This window comes from Microcoleus sp. S13C4 (assembly GCF_036700865.1).
Taxonomy (GTDB): Bacteria; Cyanobacteriota; Cyanobacteriia; order Cyanobacteriales; family Microcoleaceae; genus Microcoleus.
Genome location: NZ_JAUBPS010000039.1, coordinates 32,482 through 47,458, shown reverse-complemented (window position 1 = coordinate 47,458; position 14,977 = coordinate 32,482). Strand labels below are relative to the sequence as shown.

Below are 14,977 nucleotides of genomic sequence, written 5' to 3'. Positions count from 1 at the left end.
CGGAAGCTGCGATCGATCGCCTCGAAGGCGCGATCGTCCTGTGGCAGAACGGCTGCTGCAGATCAACCAAATAAGATTATGCTATAGACAGAGATATCCGAGCAATCCTAGGCGCGGTACTCGACGTTATAAAAATACTAAGTTGAAGTCGTCGGAGCCTTTAATAATGGTTCAATTTCATATTCAAACCGATAGCGATATTCCAGCATCCACCCAACTATTCAATCAAATCAGGTTTGCGATCGCCTCGCGACAATTTCCGCCCGGACACCGCTTGCCCAGCACCAGACAGCTAGCCATGCAGACGGGTTTGCACCGCAACACCATCAGCAAAGTATACCGCCAGCTCGAAAATACCGGACTCGTAGAAGCCCAAGCAGGATCGGGTATTTACGTCCGTGCTCAAGGCAACGAACACGGCAACAAACTCAAATCTCCGATCCTCGAAGAATATCCCCTTGCCAACAAAATAGTGCAAGGAAGTATCGATCAACTGCTGGGACAGGGCTGTACGCTCAACCAAGCGAGGGAATTATTTTTGGCCGAAATTGACTGGCGGCTCAGGTGCAGCGCCCGCGTGGTCGTCACAGCCCCCACAGAAGACATCGGCGTGGGTGAACTGATGGCGAAAGAACTCGAACAAGCTCTTCGCATTCCCATACAGTTAGTGCCGATGGAACAGCTAGGTACTTTTTTGGATCAAATTTCTTCGGGAACTGTGATCACGAGTCGATATTTTATCGGAGAAGCAGAATCGATTTCGGCACCGCGTTCGGTGCGAGTTATTCCCGTAGACATCTACGACTACAGCCAGGAAATCCAGTTAGTGGGGGGTTTGCCGAAAGATAGTTATTTAGGCCTCGTCAGCCTGAGTCCGGGAATGCTGCGATCGACCGAAGTCATCATCCACAGCCTCCGGGGAGAGGATTTGCTGGTGATGACGGCCTTGGTGTCAGACGAGTACAAGATTAACTCGATCGTGCGATCGGCCAGAACAATTTTTTGCGACCAACCGAGTTTTGCTACAGTAAAAGCTGCCATCAATGCGGCTAGAGAAGATATTATTCGTCCCCCGCAACTGATATGCTCCGAAAATTACATCGGCTCTAAGTCGATTAATTTACTCAAGCGCGAGTTGGGCTTGGGATGACGAAGGAAGAAGGAAGAAGGAAGAAGGAAGAAGGAAGAAGGAAGAAGGAAGAAGGAAGAAGGAAGAAGGAAGAGGGAAGAAGGAAGAAGGAAAAACAACAATTCAACTTTTTTAAGTTACCAATCCCAATGCCCGAATCCCAATGCCCAATGCCCCATGCCCGAATCCCAAGGCCCAATGCCCAATGCCCAATGCCCAATTACCGATTACCAATTACCCATGAGGATTATTCATGACAATTGAAATCCAACCTTCAATTAATGTTAAAACCGCGATCGAAAGCCGCCGGGCCGCCCGCAGCTTCAAACCCGATCCGATTCCCCCAGCAATATTGGCAGAGATTTTGCGATTGGGAGTGCGATCGCCCTCTGGTTACAACTTGCAGCCTTGGCGGTTTATTGTACTTCAAGACCCAGCCAGCAAAGAAAAATTAAAAGCTTGCGCCTTCGATCAGCGCCAAGTGGTAGAAGCCCCAACAGTATTAATCTGTTGTGGCGATCGGCGCGCCGCCGGGCCCGAAAACACCGAAGCCGTCATCGAATTGGGCAAAGCCACAGGGGCAATGAATGACAATTTAGCCGGTTATATGCGACAAGCAATCCCGCAATTGTTCGAGAACCGTCCCTGCTTCGAGTCCCTAGAAACTTGGACAAACAGACATACAATGCTTGCAGTAGCCCACTTAATGATTGCAGCTAAAAGTTTTGGGGTAGACAGTTGTCCGATGGAAGGTTTTGTCAGCGCTAAGGTGAAAGAAGCCTTTCAAATTCCCGAAGAAGTAGATGTTTGCTGCTTGCTGCCACTTGGTTATGCAGCAGAACCTTTCAAACAATATGGCGGGCGTTTTGAGGTGACTCAAGTTTATTACAGCGAAAGTTATGGACAGGCATTGCAAATTGAGATTTGAGAGTTAAGATTTTGAGAGTTAAGATTTGAGATCTGAGAGTTGAAGGAGTCGGTACAAGTTCAAACCAATCGGAAATACCTACAATTTCGCAATCCGAAATCTAAAATCTAAAATTTCAAGTGGTGATATCAGACAGAGGAAAAAATATGACAATAGCAACGCGACAAAGCAACGCACAAATTCTAGAAGTAAAATTGCAGCAACACTTGCAAGCAGCCGGATTTAAAAACTTACCGCTTTATATTAGTTGCGATTTTCGAGATGAATCTTTAACGGTTGTGGGAGAACACCCCCGCAGTTTAGTTCTCAAAGCCAAACCGACTTTTGCGGTGCTAGAAGCAGCAATTCTTGAAATAGAACCAGAATCTATTCAACAGATTGGACTTTGCCTGAAAATTACCGGGCAAAAACAGCCTTATGCTTTCCATTCTTTTACCATGCACAACCCTGTTTTGTCAAGACCCAAAACAGTGCAGTTGTTCAAAAAAACAGAGAATATCTCGCCAGCAGAAACCGGGATAGTCTTAACAGAAAATGCGACCCCGGCGGGGGATGTAGAGGAGGAGATACCGTTAGAAACGGATGAGAAAGATGCGTGGGATGAAGAATATTTCCCCAATGTGTCTGAGAGTTCCAGCAATTCCGAGCCGATCGCCTTTAGGGTAGCTGCAATCCCGGCAGATATTGGAGACAATCCCTTCAATCCGCTGGATATGGAAGCGGTAACAGTTCCCCAACAACCCAAGCATTCACCGTTTGCGATGCTGGCTGCTGCAGGAATCATCAGCATGGCGGCGCTAGTTTTGGCAGGGGGTTATTACCTGCTGAGCCGCCCCTGCGTCATCGGAGGATGTCCTGCTTTAGCTAATGCCAAACAGTTGAGCGAGAATTCGACGAAGACGCTGAAAACGTCAAAAGTTGCCAACACCCCCCAAGAAGCGCAGCGACAGTTAAAACAGGCGATCGCCCTTTTGGAACCGATTCCCTCCTGGTCAATTCATCGCGGTGAAGCTCAAAGCGCTCTGGAAAGCTACCGTTCGCAAAATCAGAATTTAAACTCTGTGATCGATGCAGCGCGCCTCGCAAAGTCAGCAGCCCAGAAAACCCAAAATCCCCCTTATTCTGCCGATAACGGGCAGGAAGCGCAAGCTCTGTGGCAAAGTGCGATCGCCGAACTCGGAGAAATCCCCCCAGACAGCCCAGCTTATCCATTTGCTCAGAAAAAGTCAAAAGAATACCGGAAAAATTTAGCAACTGGAAATCGGCAGTTAAGTACAGAGAAACAAGCCGAAAAAACGCTGCTCGCTGCCAAAAGTACAGCCCAAATAGCAGAAGCTCGCGAAGCAGTAGCTCATACAGCCGAGACTTGGACTCAAGTGCAATCAGGTTGGGAAGAAGCCCTCGAAACCCTATCAGCAATTCCCACGAGCACGACATCTTACCAACAAGCTAAACTGCTTGTTCCCAAATACGAAACCAAACTTTCAGACGCTCGCGAGCGCAAAAATGTCGAAGGAATTTCGGAAAATGCGTATACTCAAGCTGTGACTTTAGCAGCGGAAGCTCAAATTTTCGAGGGCAAAAACGCCTGGTTTAAAGCATCTGAATACTGGCGAAGAGCTTTGAGTTACGCGGAGCAAGTGCCTGCAGCAACTGCATATTCTCAGAAAGCCCAACCGCTGATCGCTTCCTACAAAACTTCCTTGCAGCAAGCAGAAGTAAGGTTGCAGGAAGAAAGGAATCTGCAAAAAGCCCGCACGGATTTAGATAGAACTTGCAAAGGCAACCCCAAGATTTGCGACTATACTGTTAGCAAAGGTTTGATTGCGGTGCAGATGACTCCAGGTTACGTGCAGAAACTGCAACAAACTTTCATCCAAGCGAACAACAACAATGCTGTGAAGACTCGCCAAGCTGTAGAAAAGCACGTTCAAACATTGCAAAAAGCTTTGGAGGCGATCGCCGAAAACGCCCAAATCCCGATGCAGGTGTACGATGGCGAAGGCAAGCGGATTGCGAGCCACGAACCGAAGTAGTTGTAGGGTGGGTGAGGGCGAACAATCTGTCAGAGCGATCGAAATATTTACCCTCACGCATCACCAGCAATTTTATCCGCAGTCAATCCAGCTTGAAAAACTTGTTGCGCCGTTAATTTCAACTCTGGAAAAGTTGGGGATTCGATGTTGTCATCTCCCCGAAATTGACTAACTTCATACTCACCATCAACCAACCGATAAATCGAAATAGTCGGTTGTTTAGGATTGCCAATAAACCTGCGCCCACCCAAACCGAGATAATCAACAATCCAGTATTCAGGAATCCCAATTAGTTCGTATTCCCCTACTTTTTTGATGTAGTCATCTTGCCAGTTGGTACTAACTACTTCAACAACAAGCGGAATTGATGCCCCTTGAGTCACAGTGGAGAAATTTTCCCACAGAGGTTCTGATGCTAAATTGGTTTCATTTAAAAGCAGAATATCGGGTAAATAAGCTGACTCATTTTCCAGGGGCTTAACTAATGCTTGTTTAGGGATGAAGTACGGAAGGTTTAATCGATCGAATTGCGCGGTCAATTTTCTGGCTGAAAAACCGACAACTTTCTCATGCTTTCCTAATGGCTGTGACATTTCAACAATCTCTCCATTGTGCAGTTCATAACGTCCGTTTTCTGGCTTCCATTCCGCAAATTCTTCAAAAGTTAGCGTTTTAGTTGCTGTTTGAATCATGGTTATTCTCCTGAATTATGGGCGGGCGGGCTAGAAGCCCACCCCACAAAAAGTGAACTCTTGTGGAACAGGCATCTTGCCTGTTCATAAAAATAGTACCCAACGTAAGTTCCTACCTACATCATATTACCAATTATCAATGCCCAATGCCCAATACCCAATGCCCAATGCCCAATTACCATTTTATCAATTGTGCATCTTGATTAAAAAACTTCCGGGACAATCCCTCAGTCAACAGCAGGGTTGCGATTAAAGTTGCTAGCGCTAAGACAAACATAATCAAAATTTGGTAAGATGCTGCATCAAGAGGACTGACACCGCTCAGCATTTGACCTGTCATCATTCCCGGTAATGTCACGATTCCTACGACGGTCATTGTGTTTAAAGTCGGGATTAACCCAGCTTTGATCGCATCTTTGCGGTATTGTTTTACTGCTTGCTGTGGCGTCGAACCTAAACTTAAATGGGTTTCTATTTCTAACTGGCTGCTATTAACTGTACTGACAAGTCTTTCGCCAGCGATCGCCCCGGAGTTCATGGCATTGCCCAAAATCATACCCGCTAAGGGAATCAGGTATTGCGGTTCGTACCAAGGGTCAGGTTGCAAAATTAGCAAGTTTGTATAGGCGAGAGTCAAGGCCGTACTGATAAAAATTGAACCCCAAACTAAGGGCAGTAAGTTCTTGATTTTTTTGCTGATGCGGTTGCTGGCAACCATGCTAGCTGTTGTCAGCATGATTGCTAGAACTGCTAAAACCAGCCAAGGATTTTTCCCCTCCGGGTCAAATATGACGGCGAGCACGTATCCGACTAAGATTAGCTGGATCAGGGTGCGCCCTGCCGCGATCGCGATCGCCCCCTCCAACCCCAATCCCTGCCACGCCGAAAGCCCGATCGCGATCGCCACCATCCCCAAAGCCCAACCCAAATCTATAAAATCTAGCTCAATTAACACCGGCCCACCCTTTCGATAATGTGATTGTTTGCCTGTCCAAATATAAGATATTGCAATAAAGGTTTCTGAGAAACAGTTTTGCTGCAAGAATTTGCTTTGATAATGCTTGAAATTTATGGTGTGAAGAGTGAATAATGTTCCCCCCCTCGACTTAACCCGCCAATACGCGCAGATTGGCGACGAGATAACCGCTGCGGTGCAAAAAGTGCTTGCCTCTGGCGGCTACGTAGGCGGCCCGGCCGTAAAGAGTTTTGAACGAGAGTTCGCCGACTACACTGGAGTTTCCGAGTGCGTTGGCTGCAACTCCGGCACAGATGCCCTGATTTTGGCCTTGCGAGCTCTCAAAATTGGCCCTGGCGATGAAGTGATTACCACTCCTTTTACCTTTTTTGCTTCGGCTGAGACAATTAGCGCCGTTGGTGCGACTCCAGTATTTGTCGATATTGACAGCGGGACTTTTAATCTGGATGTCGAACTCCTCGAAGCGGCAATTACCGACAAAACCAAGGCAATTATGCCAGTGCACATCTTCGGCCAACCGGTAGACATGACTCGGCTGATGGAAATTGCGACTCGACACAATTTAGCCGTAATTGAAGATTGCGCCCAGTCTGTCGGGGCCGAGTGGCAGTCTCGAAAAGTCGGCAGCATCGGCCATGTCGGCTGCTTTAGTTTTTATCCGACCAAAAACTTAGGCGCTTGCGGTGACGGTGGGGCGGTGACGACAAATGATCCAGCCCTCGCAGCTTCGATGCGAGTCCTCAAAGAACACGGACAGTCTTCTAGATATTTCTACGAAGAAATCGGGTACAACAGCCGTTTAGATGCCCTGCAAGCGGTGATTCTCAGCATTAAATTGCGATATCTCGACAGTTGGAACGCCCAGCGACGTTCGATCGCGACACTTTACACCGAATTTCTCTCCCGCGTGCCCGGAGTTGCCGTCCCCAAAGAATTGCCGGAAGCAAAAGGAGTTTGGAATCAATACACGATCCGGCTGACAAGTCCAGAAGACGCGCAAAATCCCTCTGGCGATTTTCGAGATTGGATGCGGGCTCAGTTGCAGGAAGCTGGCATCGGTTCGATGGTTTACTATCCGTTACCTTTGCACCTGCAACCTGTTTACAAATCTTTGGCCTATCAAGCAGGTCAATTGCCAAAGGCTGAGCAAGTTTGTCGCGAAGTCTTGTCTTTGCCGATGTTCCCGGAACTGTCGAGGGATCAACAAGAGCGGACGATTTATGGTCTGAAAGATTGCTTGGCAAAGGCCGATCGCATCCGATAGCTTTGGCGCGATGGCATCAGCGAGGGAAATGCAGGAGGAGAAAAGAATTGCAGGGTTGCAGTGTTGTGAGAATGTGCAGGGGTCAGGGAGAGCTGTTAAGTATTTTGACCGATCACTTGTACTTTTATGTACTATATTTAATGAAAAGAAACAAATTTAGGCTAGCAATCCGCCTCGAACGGGTGCATTTTCCGCTCGCCTAAACCTTGCAATGCGATCGGTCAATGATGAAGAAGGAAGAAGGAAGAGGGAAGAGGGAAGAACGAAGAAGGAAGAACGAAGAACGAAGAATAAATAATATTTGAACTTTCGACTTCCAATCCCCGATGCCCGATGCCTGATGCCTAATGCCCGATGCCCGATGGCCGATGCCCAATTCTCAATTTAACCTGTAATTTTCAGAAGATAAGAGGAAAATAAACGAGTGCCTCAGTATCAATTCACTCAGGCTAGACGCTACGATCCACAAGCGATCGCTCAGTATTACCGCAAACGTCCTTGGAAAGCAATTTGGCGCGCAATTACCGTTATTTGGTCTTTTGCGGGCTTCGTGCTGGGGATGCTGTGGGACAGTTGGCAGCACGAAGTCGCAACACACCAGCCGGAACGGGCCGCCCACCTGCGACAAATACTCACTCGCTTGGGCCCAACTTTCATTAAGGTAGGCCAAGCCCTTTCTACAAGACCCGATTTGATCCGCAAAGACTTTCTCGAAGAATTGATCAAACTTCAGGATCAATTGCCGCCGTTTGACTCGGTGCGCGCTTTCGAGATTATTGAAGCGCAACTCGATCGCAAAATTAGCGAAACTTACAGCGAAATCTCCCCCGAACCTGTCGCCGCGGCAAGTCTTGGTCAAGTCTACCGAGCTCGCCTCCTCACCGGGGAAGCAGTAGCAGTCAAGGTTCAGCGACCGAATTTGCTGCCCGTCTTGAGCCTGGATCTTTATTTAATGCGCTGGGCCGCTGGATGGTTGGGCCCCTTGTTGCCGCTGAATCTCGGTCACGACCTTTGTTTAATAGTCGATGAATTCGGTATCAAATTGTTCGAGGAAATTGATTATATCAATGAAGGCCGCAACGCCGAGAAATTTGCTACAAATTTTGCCGACGACCCGACTGTAAAAGTTCCGAGTATTTACTGGCGTTATACATCAAATTGCGTTCTGACTCTCGAATGGATTGAGGGCATCAAGCTGACAGATATAGAACGTGTTAAAGCCGCAGGTTTGGATACCGATAGTTTAATTGAAGTCGGAGTCCGCAGCGGTTTGCGGCAGTTGCTGGAACACGGATTTTTTCACGCTGACCCTCATCCGGGAAATCTGTTTGCCTTAGCGGACGGCCGCATGGCTTACATTGATTTTGGGATGATGGATCAGATGGAAGAAACAACTAAAGAAACTTTGGTTGATTCTGTCGTTCACTTGATCAACAAAGATTACTTAGAGTTAGCCAAGGATTTTGTCAAACTTGGCTTTTTGACTCCAGATACAGATATTATGCCGATCGTCCCGGCGTTGGAATCTGTACTGGGTGATATCGTCGGCGAAAAGGTGTCAGATTTTAACTTCAAGACGATTACAGACCAGTTTTCGGAGTTGATGTACGATTATCCTTTCCGAGTGCCGGCGAAATTTGCCTTAATTATTCGCTCTCTGGTGACAGAAGAAGGTTTGGCCCTGACGCTGAATCCGAATTTCAAGATAGTCGAAGTGGCGTATCCTTATGTAGCGCGGCGTTTGTTGAACGGAGAATCTCCGGCACTGCGGCGGCGTCTGATTGAGGTATTATTCAAAGATGGCAAATTCCAGTGGAACAGGTTAGAGGACATGATCGCGATCGCCCGCTCCGATCGCAGTTTCGACCTGCTCCCCACCGCCCAACTAGGCTTGCAATTTTTGCTGTCAGATGAAGGGTCGTTTTTGAGGCGCCAGCTAATATTAGCTTTGATTGAGGACGATCGGCTCCACACCGAAGAAGTTCGCAGCCTGTGGAACTTAGTCAAGGAAGATTTGCAGCCCAGTCGCCTGTTCAACGTTGCTCTAGGCGCTTTGACGGAGTTTTCCACAGCAGGGGCAGCCGCGCTAACTCGATTTTAATTAGAAGGAAGAAGGAAGAAGGAAGAAGGAAGAAGGAAGAAAAATAATTCTACTCTTCCCCATTCCCCATTCCCCATTCCCCATTCCCAACTTCCAATTACCCAAATTAAGGAATTATTTGTGTATTATTTTCCAGAACCTCCCTATTTTTTAATGTCGGCTGGATTACTAGCAGGTATGGCCTCCGGCGTAGCATTTGAAGCAACTCTCAAACAATCCGTACAACAATGGTCTAAAAATCGTTCTACTCGCACCTTGGCTAACCTGCCAAGGCTGCAATTGGTCATACCTTTTCTGGGAATGGCTGGCGGTATTTGCGTATTTTTAGCTTCGGGGATGGAGATTTTTGGCTTCCCAAAACTACTTTGTTATGCCCTAGCTTTGCCACTGACGGTACTCACGGGCTGGCTAGTTTGGACTCAGCTAGGTAAGCTTTTGATCGAGTTAGAACGCGGAGGTTCTCAAGCGCTGGATTTAGATTCTTTTGAACAATGAAAGTTAACTATCAACCTCTTTTGTGAGAAGCAAGGGGGTTGATAGTTATCTAGAATTATCCTATTTGATGCTTTTTGAACCGCCGAGAACGCAGAGGAAGAGAAAGAAGAGGATGACAACTTAGCCAATAATTTGTGTAAAATTTTTAAAATCTAAAATCTAAAATCTAAAATCGAATGAGTATTTTAATTGTTACGGGTGCGGCGGGATTTATTGGCTCTAACTTAGTAGAAACTCTTTTAAATCGAGGGGAGACGGTGATCGGTGTTGATGAGTTCAACGATTATTACCATCCGGAGCTAAAGCGCAAGAATATTGCACGATTTGAAAAGTATCCTGGTTTTGAATTGGTGGAAGGGGATATTTTGTCTCTAAATTGGCGATCGCTTTTATCAGATGTTAAGGTAATATTTCATCAGGCGGCGCAAGCAGGAGTTCGTGCTAGTTGGGGCGAGGGTTTTCGCAGCTATACCGAACGCAATATTAACAGCACTCAAGTATTGTTAGAAGCGGCGAAAGATGCGCCAAAATTGCAAAAGTTTGTCTATGCTTCTTCTTCTTCCATTTACGGCAATGCTGAATCTTTTCCCACGAATGAAAACGCTTGTCCCCAGCCTGTTTCTCCCTACGGAATTACGAAATTAGCCGGTGAACGTTTGTGCGGGCTTTATTACAAAAATTTTGGCCTTCCGACTACTTCGCTGCGCTATTTTACCGTTTACGGGCCGAGACAGCGCCCCGATATGGCTTTTCACAAGTTTTTTAAGTCGATTTTGTTTGACGAGGCGATTTCAATTTTCGGCGACGGATTGCAAACGCGGGATTTTACGTTTATCAGCGATTGCGTTGCTGCGAATTTAGCGGCGGCTGAGGTTCCAGAAGCTGCGGGGGAAGTTTTTAATATTGGTGGGGGAAGTCGGGTAGTTTTGAAAGAAGTTATTGATACAATAGAGAGAATTGTCGATCGACCTATTCGGATAGATTTTACCGAAGCTGCGAGGGGAGACGCGCGGCACACTAGCGCGGATGTGTCTAAAGCCCAGAAAATCTTAGGTTATCAGCCGCAGGTTGCTTTAGAAGAAGGATTAAGGCGCGAATGGGAGTGGATTCAGTCTTTGTACAGTTAAATCCTATCTATCCCAGAAATTCCGCAACTTAAATTGAACATTGTTAACTTTTTGAATTCCCCAACTTTTGAGATTTCTCTGCAAGCGAACCAATAAATTTGGAGGTGTGAGTTTTGGCTGTGTTTCCGGCGAATTCAAATAGCGGTAGTGCAGAAATACCTCTCGGTAAGGAATCTCAACATCTTCGCCAGCACACAATCGAGTAAATTTTGCAGCCGAAATACTCATGTAATGCAAGTAAGTCAGCCGCCGCCCTTTATCGTATAGAACATAATCTATCACATCAAATTGAGAAGACCAATGATTGCCCGTTACCTGTGCAGGTTGATGATAAGCAAAGTTATAAAAAGAGATGCTGCTACGGGCGACTAAATAGTTAAACAAAGGTTGGTCAGTTCCCCGCAAAGACAAAATTTCTGCTTCGCCTGAAGTTAATTTATCTAAAAGTTGGCTTGAGTTATTCCGATTTAAAATGCCTTTTTTTGAAGCAAACCAACCCGCACAAAAAATATGAGATTGCAGTTGGTCAAGATTAAAAATTTCTGTCAATTTTTGGGAGGATAAATCAAATATATAATTAAGGTCTGATTTGTATTGAAAATCGTTGGCTACCCAATCAAATTCATCAAGTTTTTGATAGATGTAATCTAGAGAACCCATCAACAGAGTGTCGCAGTCAAAATAGACAAATTTGTCAAAAGGGCCGTCAAAACAGCAAAATTTTCGGTGCATTCCCAAACAGTGAACTGGTTGCCAACCTTTAGCCTGCCAAACTTTTTGAGCCTTGCAGTGAGATGTCCAAGCTTGAGTCGCAAAGTCTTCCCAAAAATCGATGGAGTCGGTATTTTCAAAGAGGGTTACATTGTGCAGGCGGCAAATGTGCGATCGCACTTTTTTCAAGTTATCATCGTAGGGAATGATGCAAACACGAATATCTTTTGCCCCATTGACTTCGAGACTGTTCAATAAAGCGACTAAGTGGTCGAAAACAACATCGTTTGCTAGTAGATAAATGCCATCAGTCATCGGATTTTAGATTTTAGATTGAAGAATTCAACTCGTTACTATGCTCGTCTGGAAACCAGTTAATTTATTAGTCCACGTGGACTTGGTTTGTCTGCTTGCGTTGCTAAAGATTTCAATCGCCGTGTGAATACAAACAATATTATTTATCCATGCCAATATCGAAATATTTTTTGCACTAAATTTGGTTTTTGATCGACCTCATTGAGATAACGATAATGTTTCCAAAGTTTCCAATAAGGACTACCGGATTTAATTGGTATCCCAGCCCAATGAATATATTTTAACCTTTTGCCTTTGTCATAAAGAACATAATCTATTTCGTGAAAATGCTTGGAACCCGCCCAGCTTCCAGGTTCGCTTGGTGAAGCTTTAACAAGATTGCAGCGTTTGGGAATCAGTTTAAGAATGATATAATTTAGTATAGGTTGGTCGGTGACATTTTGAGTAAAGTCAAAATATTCTCGATGCTGCGAACATTCTCGCAAAATTTCATACATTTGCGCTTCTGTAATAGTTCCTTTTCGGGAAGCCCAAAAACCGCTGTTGAAGACATCTTGAAGCTGTGAGTCTGTAAAGATATTCTGTTCTTTTACAAGTGGTGAAAATACATTTCGCAGTTTTTCGCTGAGGTAGTGATAGTCGCAGCAAAAAAAGTCTACTTCTGATAGTTTGTTTAAGTTGGCTGCGATGTCTTCAAAGACGATGATATCGGTATCGATGTACAGAAATTCGTCAAGGGGGCCAAACCAGGCGGCGAGTTTTCGCATTTTGTTGGGGAGGGCTAAAAAGTTGCGATCGAACATTTGGCCAATTTCTCTGGTAAACTGTTCCACAAACTCCAGATTTGGGAACAATTGCACCCCGTGGAGACTGCTGAGTGCGGCTGCGACTTGCTGATAATTGTCGTCGAAGGGAATCAGAAAAATTGGTACTTGACAATTATACAGACGTATGCTGTTTAAAAGGGCGATCGCACTTTCTAGCACCTTATCATTGGCAACAATATAAATACCGCGACTCATACATTTATCCTCAACCTTCTCAATACCCTTTTTAACCAATTCGGCGCAGAAACCTCAGTATAAGACTTTGGCGGTTCCCGAAAAACCGGCCGCTTTTCCGGTTCGCGGAGATAGCGGTAATGCAGAAACAAATCGCGATAGGGAAACTCAATATTTTCGCCGAGGCACAATGCTTTAGTAATACTTGGAGGAATGCCAATATAATGAATATAGGTGAGTCTATTACCCTTATCGTAGAGAATTTTATCTCGTTCTTCAAAATGTTTTGAAGTCACCGCCGACCCGGTTTTTTCGCTATCTGGCAAATGATAAGCAAAATTATAAATCGGAATCCCAGACCGCATAAACATATAGTTTAAAACAGGTTGATCGCCGGTTTTGTAAAGAATTTCCGATTCTCCTTCCTTGAGCTTAGACAATAACCACTCTATTTTTTCCTGGTCAAACAAACCTCGCTTTGAACCGTAAAATCCCGAACAAAATATTTCTGATTTAAGTTGCTGCTGTTCAAAAACATTAAAGAGTTTTTCTGATTGAATATTATAAACCTTATCTGGATGATAAAATTGAAAATCGTAGACGACACAATCATAATCATTCAACTTTTGAAAAACCCCGTCTAGTGAATTCATTAATAATGTATCAGCATCCATATAGACAAAATTATCAAAGGGGTTGTCAAAGGCACAAAAACGCCGATGTCCACCATAAATTCTGTACTTACGGTTTATACTTTGAGGACTTGCTGCTTGCATGAATTTGTCCCATCGCTGAATTGAGGCGCTATCTTCATAAATAAAGACGTTGGGACGGTTGACGATTGCAGCTTTGATTTGCTCTATCTGCTCGTCGAAAGGATAAATACAGACAGGAATATTTGAGCCTAAGATAACTTCAATACTGTTGAGCAAGGCAATTAGTTGGTCGTAAACTGTATCGTTGGCTAGCGTGCAAATTCCATTCATATCTCTAGTCTCGCGAAGGCGGACTTTGTTTGTGTCGTTGCGGTTTCCACCGCCGAATCATTTAAAGGGTAAAAGGATAGAGAAGACTCCTCGCGGGAAAACTAGGACGAGGGAGAAACCGAGGCTACCGCCACGCGAAAACCCCTGTTCCACCACCCATCGTCGGCCCAGCACCAGTCACGAAGGTGACTGCCACAATAGACCGCAGAATGGTACCAAGAACCGCCACGCTGCACTCGGCAATCATCTGTACCAGTTTCCCAGGAACTTCCGTCAGTTGGTGCGTCGTTATAGTTTTCGTGCCACCTATCGCTGCACCATTCCATAACATTGCCGTGCATATCGTAGACTCCAAAGTTATTAGGGGGAAAACTCCCGACATCGGTTGTTTCTCTGCGGTAAAGTCCTTTGGGGACGTTTGCGTAAGGCAAGTTTCCGTCATAGTTGACTAAATCCGGGGTAATAGTTTCCCCAAAATGAAATTGGGTTGTTGTTCCCGCACGGCAAGCGTATTCCCATTCTGCTTCACTCAGGAGGCGATATTTTTTTCCGGTTTGTTGCGAGAGTTTGCCACAGTATTCGACTGCATGGTACCACCCTACAGTTTCTACAGGACGTTTTTCACCTTTATCATCGGACGGGTTGTTTCCCATCACTGCTTGCCACTGTGCTTGGGTGATGGGATATTTGCCTGCATAAAAAGCGGGTACTGTTACTTGATGCTGCGGCCTTTCATCATCTCTACCTGATTCTGTTGCTGGCGAACCCATCATAAATGTGCCGCCGGGAATATAAACCATTTCCAGCACAACTCCCTTCCCTAAGTCTTCAGGAAAAAAGCGAGCAAAGGACTTACGGCGGCTGTTTTCTTTTCCTTCAGCATCGACTGTGATGACATCAAAGTCAAATGTAGGGAGATAGTCTTGATGGAAATGGGGTTTAAGCTTTAAGTCATCCCTATCTTTCAGCAGTGAATAAGCAGCTAATTTTACTTGCATTGATTCATTTTGCAGCGCGCCAATTATTAAATCTAAGCCAGCTTCTCCATATTTGGGCGCTTCAGATAGTGCAGCAATTTTCACCTCGACAATCGGTGAAGCCAAACGAGTTTTAATGCCGGGAATCCCGCCTAAGACAGCAGCACCTACGGGGGGTGGATTTTGACCGCCGAGTACGGCATCGTATTCTCTGGGTTGATTTTGGTTTTCTATCATTG

At 45.5% G+C, this 14,977-nt stretch carries 14 protein-coding genes; 8 read left to right on the top strand and 6 right to left on the bottom strand.

Translation table 11 applies throughout. The features are described from left to right. Positions 1-166: 166 nt before the first annotated feature. From QT996_RS17335 to QT996_RS17320, 4 genes are all read left to right on the top strand, one after another. The gene (locus tag QT996_RS17335; protein ID WP_333047945.1) at positions 167-1,150 is read left to right on the top strand and encodes a GntR family transcriptional regulator; all 984 of its coding nucleotides are present in this window, start codon (positions 167-169) and stop codon (positions 1,148-1,150) included. After that, positions 1,147-1,386, top strand: a complete 240-nt coding sequence (locus QT996_RS17330) for a hypothetical protein (protein WP_333047943.1) — start codon at positions 1,147-1,149, stop codon at positions 1,384-1,386. Before QT996_RS17335 ends, QT996_RS17330 begins: the two co-directional genes overlap by 4 nt. Beyond that, the gene (locus QT996_RS17325) at positions 1,383-2,057 is read left to right on the top strand and encodes a nitroreductase family protein (RefSeq protein ID WP_333047942.1); all 675 of its coding nucleotides are present in this window, start codon (positions 1,383-1,385) and stop codon (positions 2,055-2,057) included. Before QT996_RS17330 ends, QT996_RS17325 begins: the two co-directional genes overlap by 4 nt. Before the next feature lie 146 nt (positions 2,058-2,203). Next, complete coding sequence (locus QT996_RS17320; protein WP_333047941.1) at positions 2,204-4,093, top strand: hypothetical protein; 1,890 nt, start codon at positions 2,204-2,206, stop codon at positions 4,091-4,093. 53 nt (positions 4,094-4,146) lie between these two features. Here the strand turns inward: QT996_RS17320 and QT996_RS17315 are convergent, their stop codons facing one another. After that, positions 4,147-4,785, bottom strand: a complete 639-nt coding sequence (locus QT996_RS17315) for a Uma2 family endonuclease (RefSeq protein ID WP_333047940.1) — start codon at positions 4,783-4,785, stop codon at positions 4,147-4,149. A gap of 175 nt (positions 4,786-4,960) precedes the next feature. Beyond that, positions 4,961-5,740: an ABC transporter permease gene (locus QT996_RS17310; protein WP_333047939.1), complete on the bottom strand. Its 780-nt coding sequence runs from the start codon at positions 5,738-5,740 to the stop codon at positions 4,961-4,963. A 127-nt stretch (positions 5,741-5,867) separates the two neighbouring features. Here QT996_RS17310 and QT996_RS17305 point away from each other — a divergent pair, with 127 nt between their 5' ends. From QT996_RS17305 to QT996_RS17290, 4 genes are all read left to right on the top strand, one after another. Next, complete coding sequence (locus QT996_RS17305; RefSeq protein ID WP_333047937.1) at positions 5,868-7,025, top strand: DegT/DnrJ/EryC1/StrS family aminotransferase; 1,158 nt, start codon at positions 5,868-5,870, stop codon at positions 7,023-7,025. A gap of 424 nt (positions 7,026-7,449) precedes the next feature. Further along, complete coding sequence (locus QT996_RS17300; protein ID WP_333047935.1) at positions 7,450-9,126, top strand: AarF/ABC1/UbiB kinase family protein; 1,677 nt, start codon at positions 7,450-7,452, stop codon at positions 9,124-9,126. Between the two features lie 120 nt (positions 9,127-9,246). Next, a complete protein-coding gene (locus tag QT996_RS17295; RefSeq protein WP_333047934.1) occupies positions 9,247-9,621 on the top strand; it encodes a hypothetical protein in 375 nt (124 codons plus the stop codon). Positions 9,622-9,797: 176 nt separating this feature from the next. Continuing rightward, positions 9,798-10,748, top strand: coding sequence for an NAD-dependent epimerase/dehydratase family protein (locus QT996_RS17290; protein ID WP_333047933.1), 951 nt, complete (start codon positions 9,798-9,800; stop codon positions 10,746-10,748). A gap of 3 nt (positions 10,749-10,751) precedes the next feature. On the opposite strand, the gene QT996_RS17285 is transcribed toward QT996_RS17290, so the two are convergent. The 4 genes from QT996_RS17285 to QT996_RS17270 form a co-directional block, all read right to left on the bottom strand. After that, on the bottom strand, positions 10,752-11,774 hold the full coding sequence (locus QT996_RS17285) for an Npun_R2821/Npun_R2822 family protein (protein ID WP_333047932.1): 1,023 nt from the start codon (positions 11,772-11,774) through the stop codon (positions 10,752-10,754). A 143-nt stretch (positions 11,775-11,917) separates the two neighbouring features. Further along, the gene (locus QT996_RS17280; protein ID WP_333047930.1) at positions 11,918-12,796 is read right to left on the bottom strand and encodes an Npun_R2821/Npun_R2822 family protein; all 879 of its coding nucleotides are present in this window, start codon (positions 12,794-12,796) and stop codon (positions 11,918-11,920) included. Continuing rightward, the gene (locus QT996_RS17275) at positions 12,793-13,761 is read right to left on the bottom strand and encodes an Npun_R2821/Npun_R2822 family protein (RefSeq protein WP_333047929.1); all 969 of its coding nucleotides are present in this window, start codon (positions 13,759-13,761) and stop codon (positions 12,793-12,795) included. The genes QT996_RS17280 and QT996_RS17275 overlap by 4 nt, the downstream gene beginning before the upstream one ends. Positions 13,762-13,862: 101 nt before the next feature. Then, positions 13,863-14,975, bottom strand: a complete 1,113-nt coding sequence (locus QT996_RS17270; RefSeq protein WP_333047928.1) for a formylglycine-generating enzyme family protein — start codon at positions 14,973-14,975, stop codon at positions 13,863-13,865. Positions 14,976-14,977 lie beyond the last annotated feature (2 nt).

Bases quoted from the DNA above. Each gene is read 5' to 3' on its own strand.
- QT996_RS17315 (WP_333047940.1), bottom strand. From the start codon at position 4,785: ATGATTCAAACAGCAACTAAAACGCTAACTTTTGAAGAATTTGCGGAA.
- QT996_RS17320 (WP_333047941.1), top strand. From the start codon at position 2,204: ATGACAATAGCAACGCGACAAAGCAACGCACAAATTCTAGAAGTAAAA.
- QT996_RS17330 (WP_333047943.1), top strand. From the start codon at position 1,147: ATGACGAAGGAAGAAGGAAGAAGGAAGAAGGAAGAAGGAAGAAGGAAG.
- QT996_RS17285 (WP_333047932.1), bottom strand. From the start codon at position 11,774: ATGACTGATGGCATTTATCTACTAGCAAACGATGTTGTTTTCGACCAC.
- QT996_RS17335 (WP_333047945.1), top strand. From the start codon at position 167: ATGGTTCAATTTCATATTCAAACCGATAGCGATATTCCAGCATCCACC.
- QT996_RS17275 (WP_333047929.1), bottom strand. From the start codon at position 13,761: ATGAATGGAATTTGCACGCTAGCCAACGATACAGTTTACGACCAACTA.
- QT996_RS17290 (WP_333047933.1), top strand. From the start codon at position 9,798: ATGAGTATTTTAATTGTTACGGGTGCGGCGGGATTTATTGGCTCTAAC.
- QT996_RS17325 (WP_333047942.1), top strand. From the start codon at position 1,383: ATGACAATTGAAATCCAACCTTCAATTAATGTTAAAACCGCGATCGAA.
- QT996_RS17280 (WP_333047930.1), bottom strand. From the start codon at position 12,796: ATGAGTCGCGGTATTTATATTGTTGCCAATGATAAGGTGCTAGAAAGT.
- QT996_RS17270 (WP_333047928.1), bottom strand. From the start codon at position 14,975: ATGATAGAAAACCAAAATCAACCCAGAGAATACGATGCCGTACTCGGC.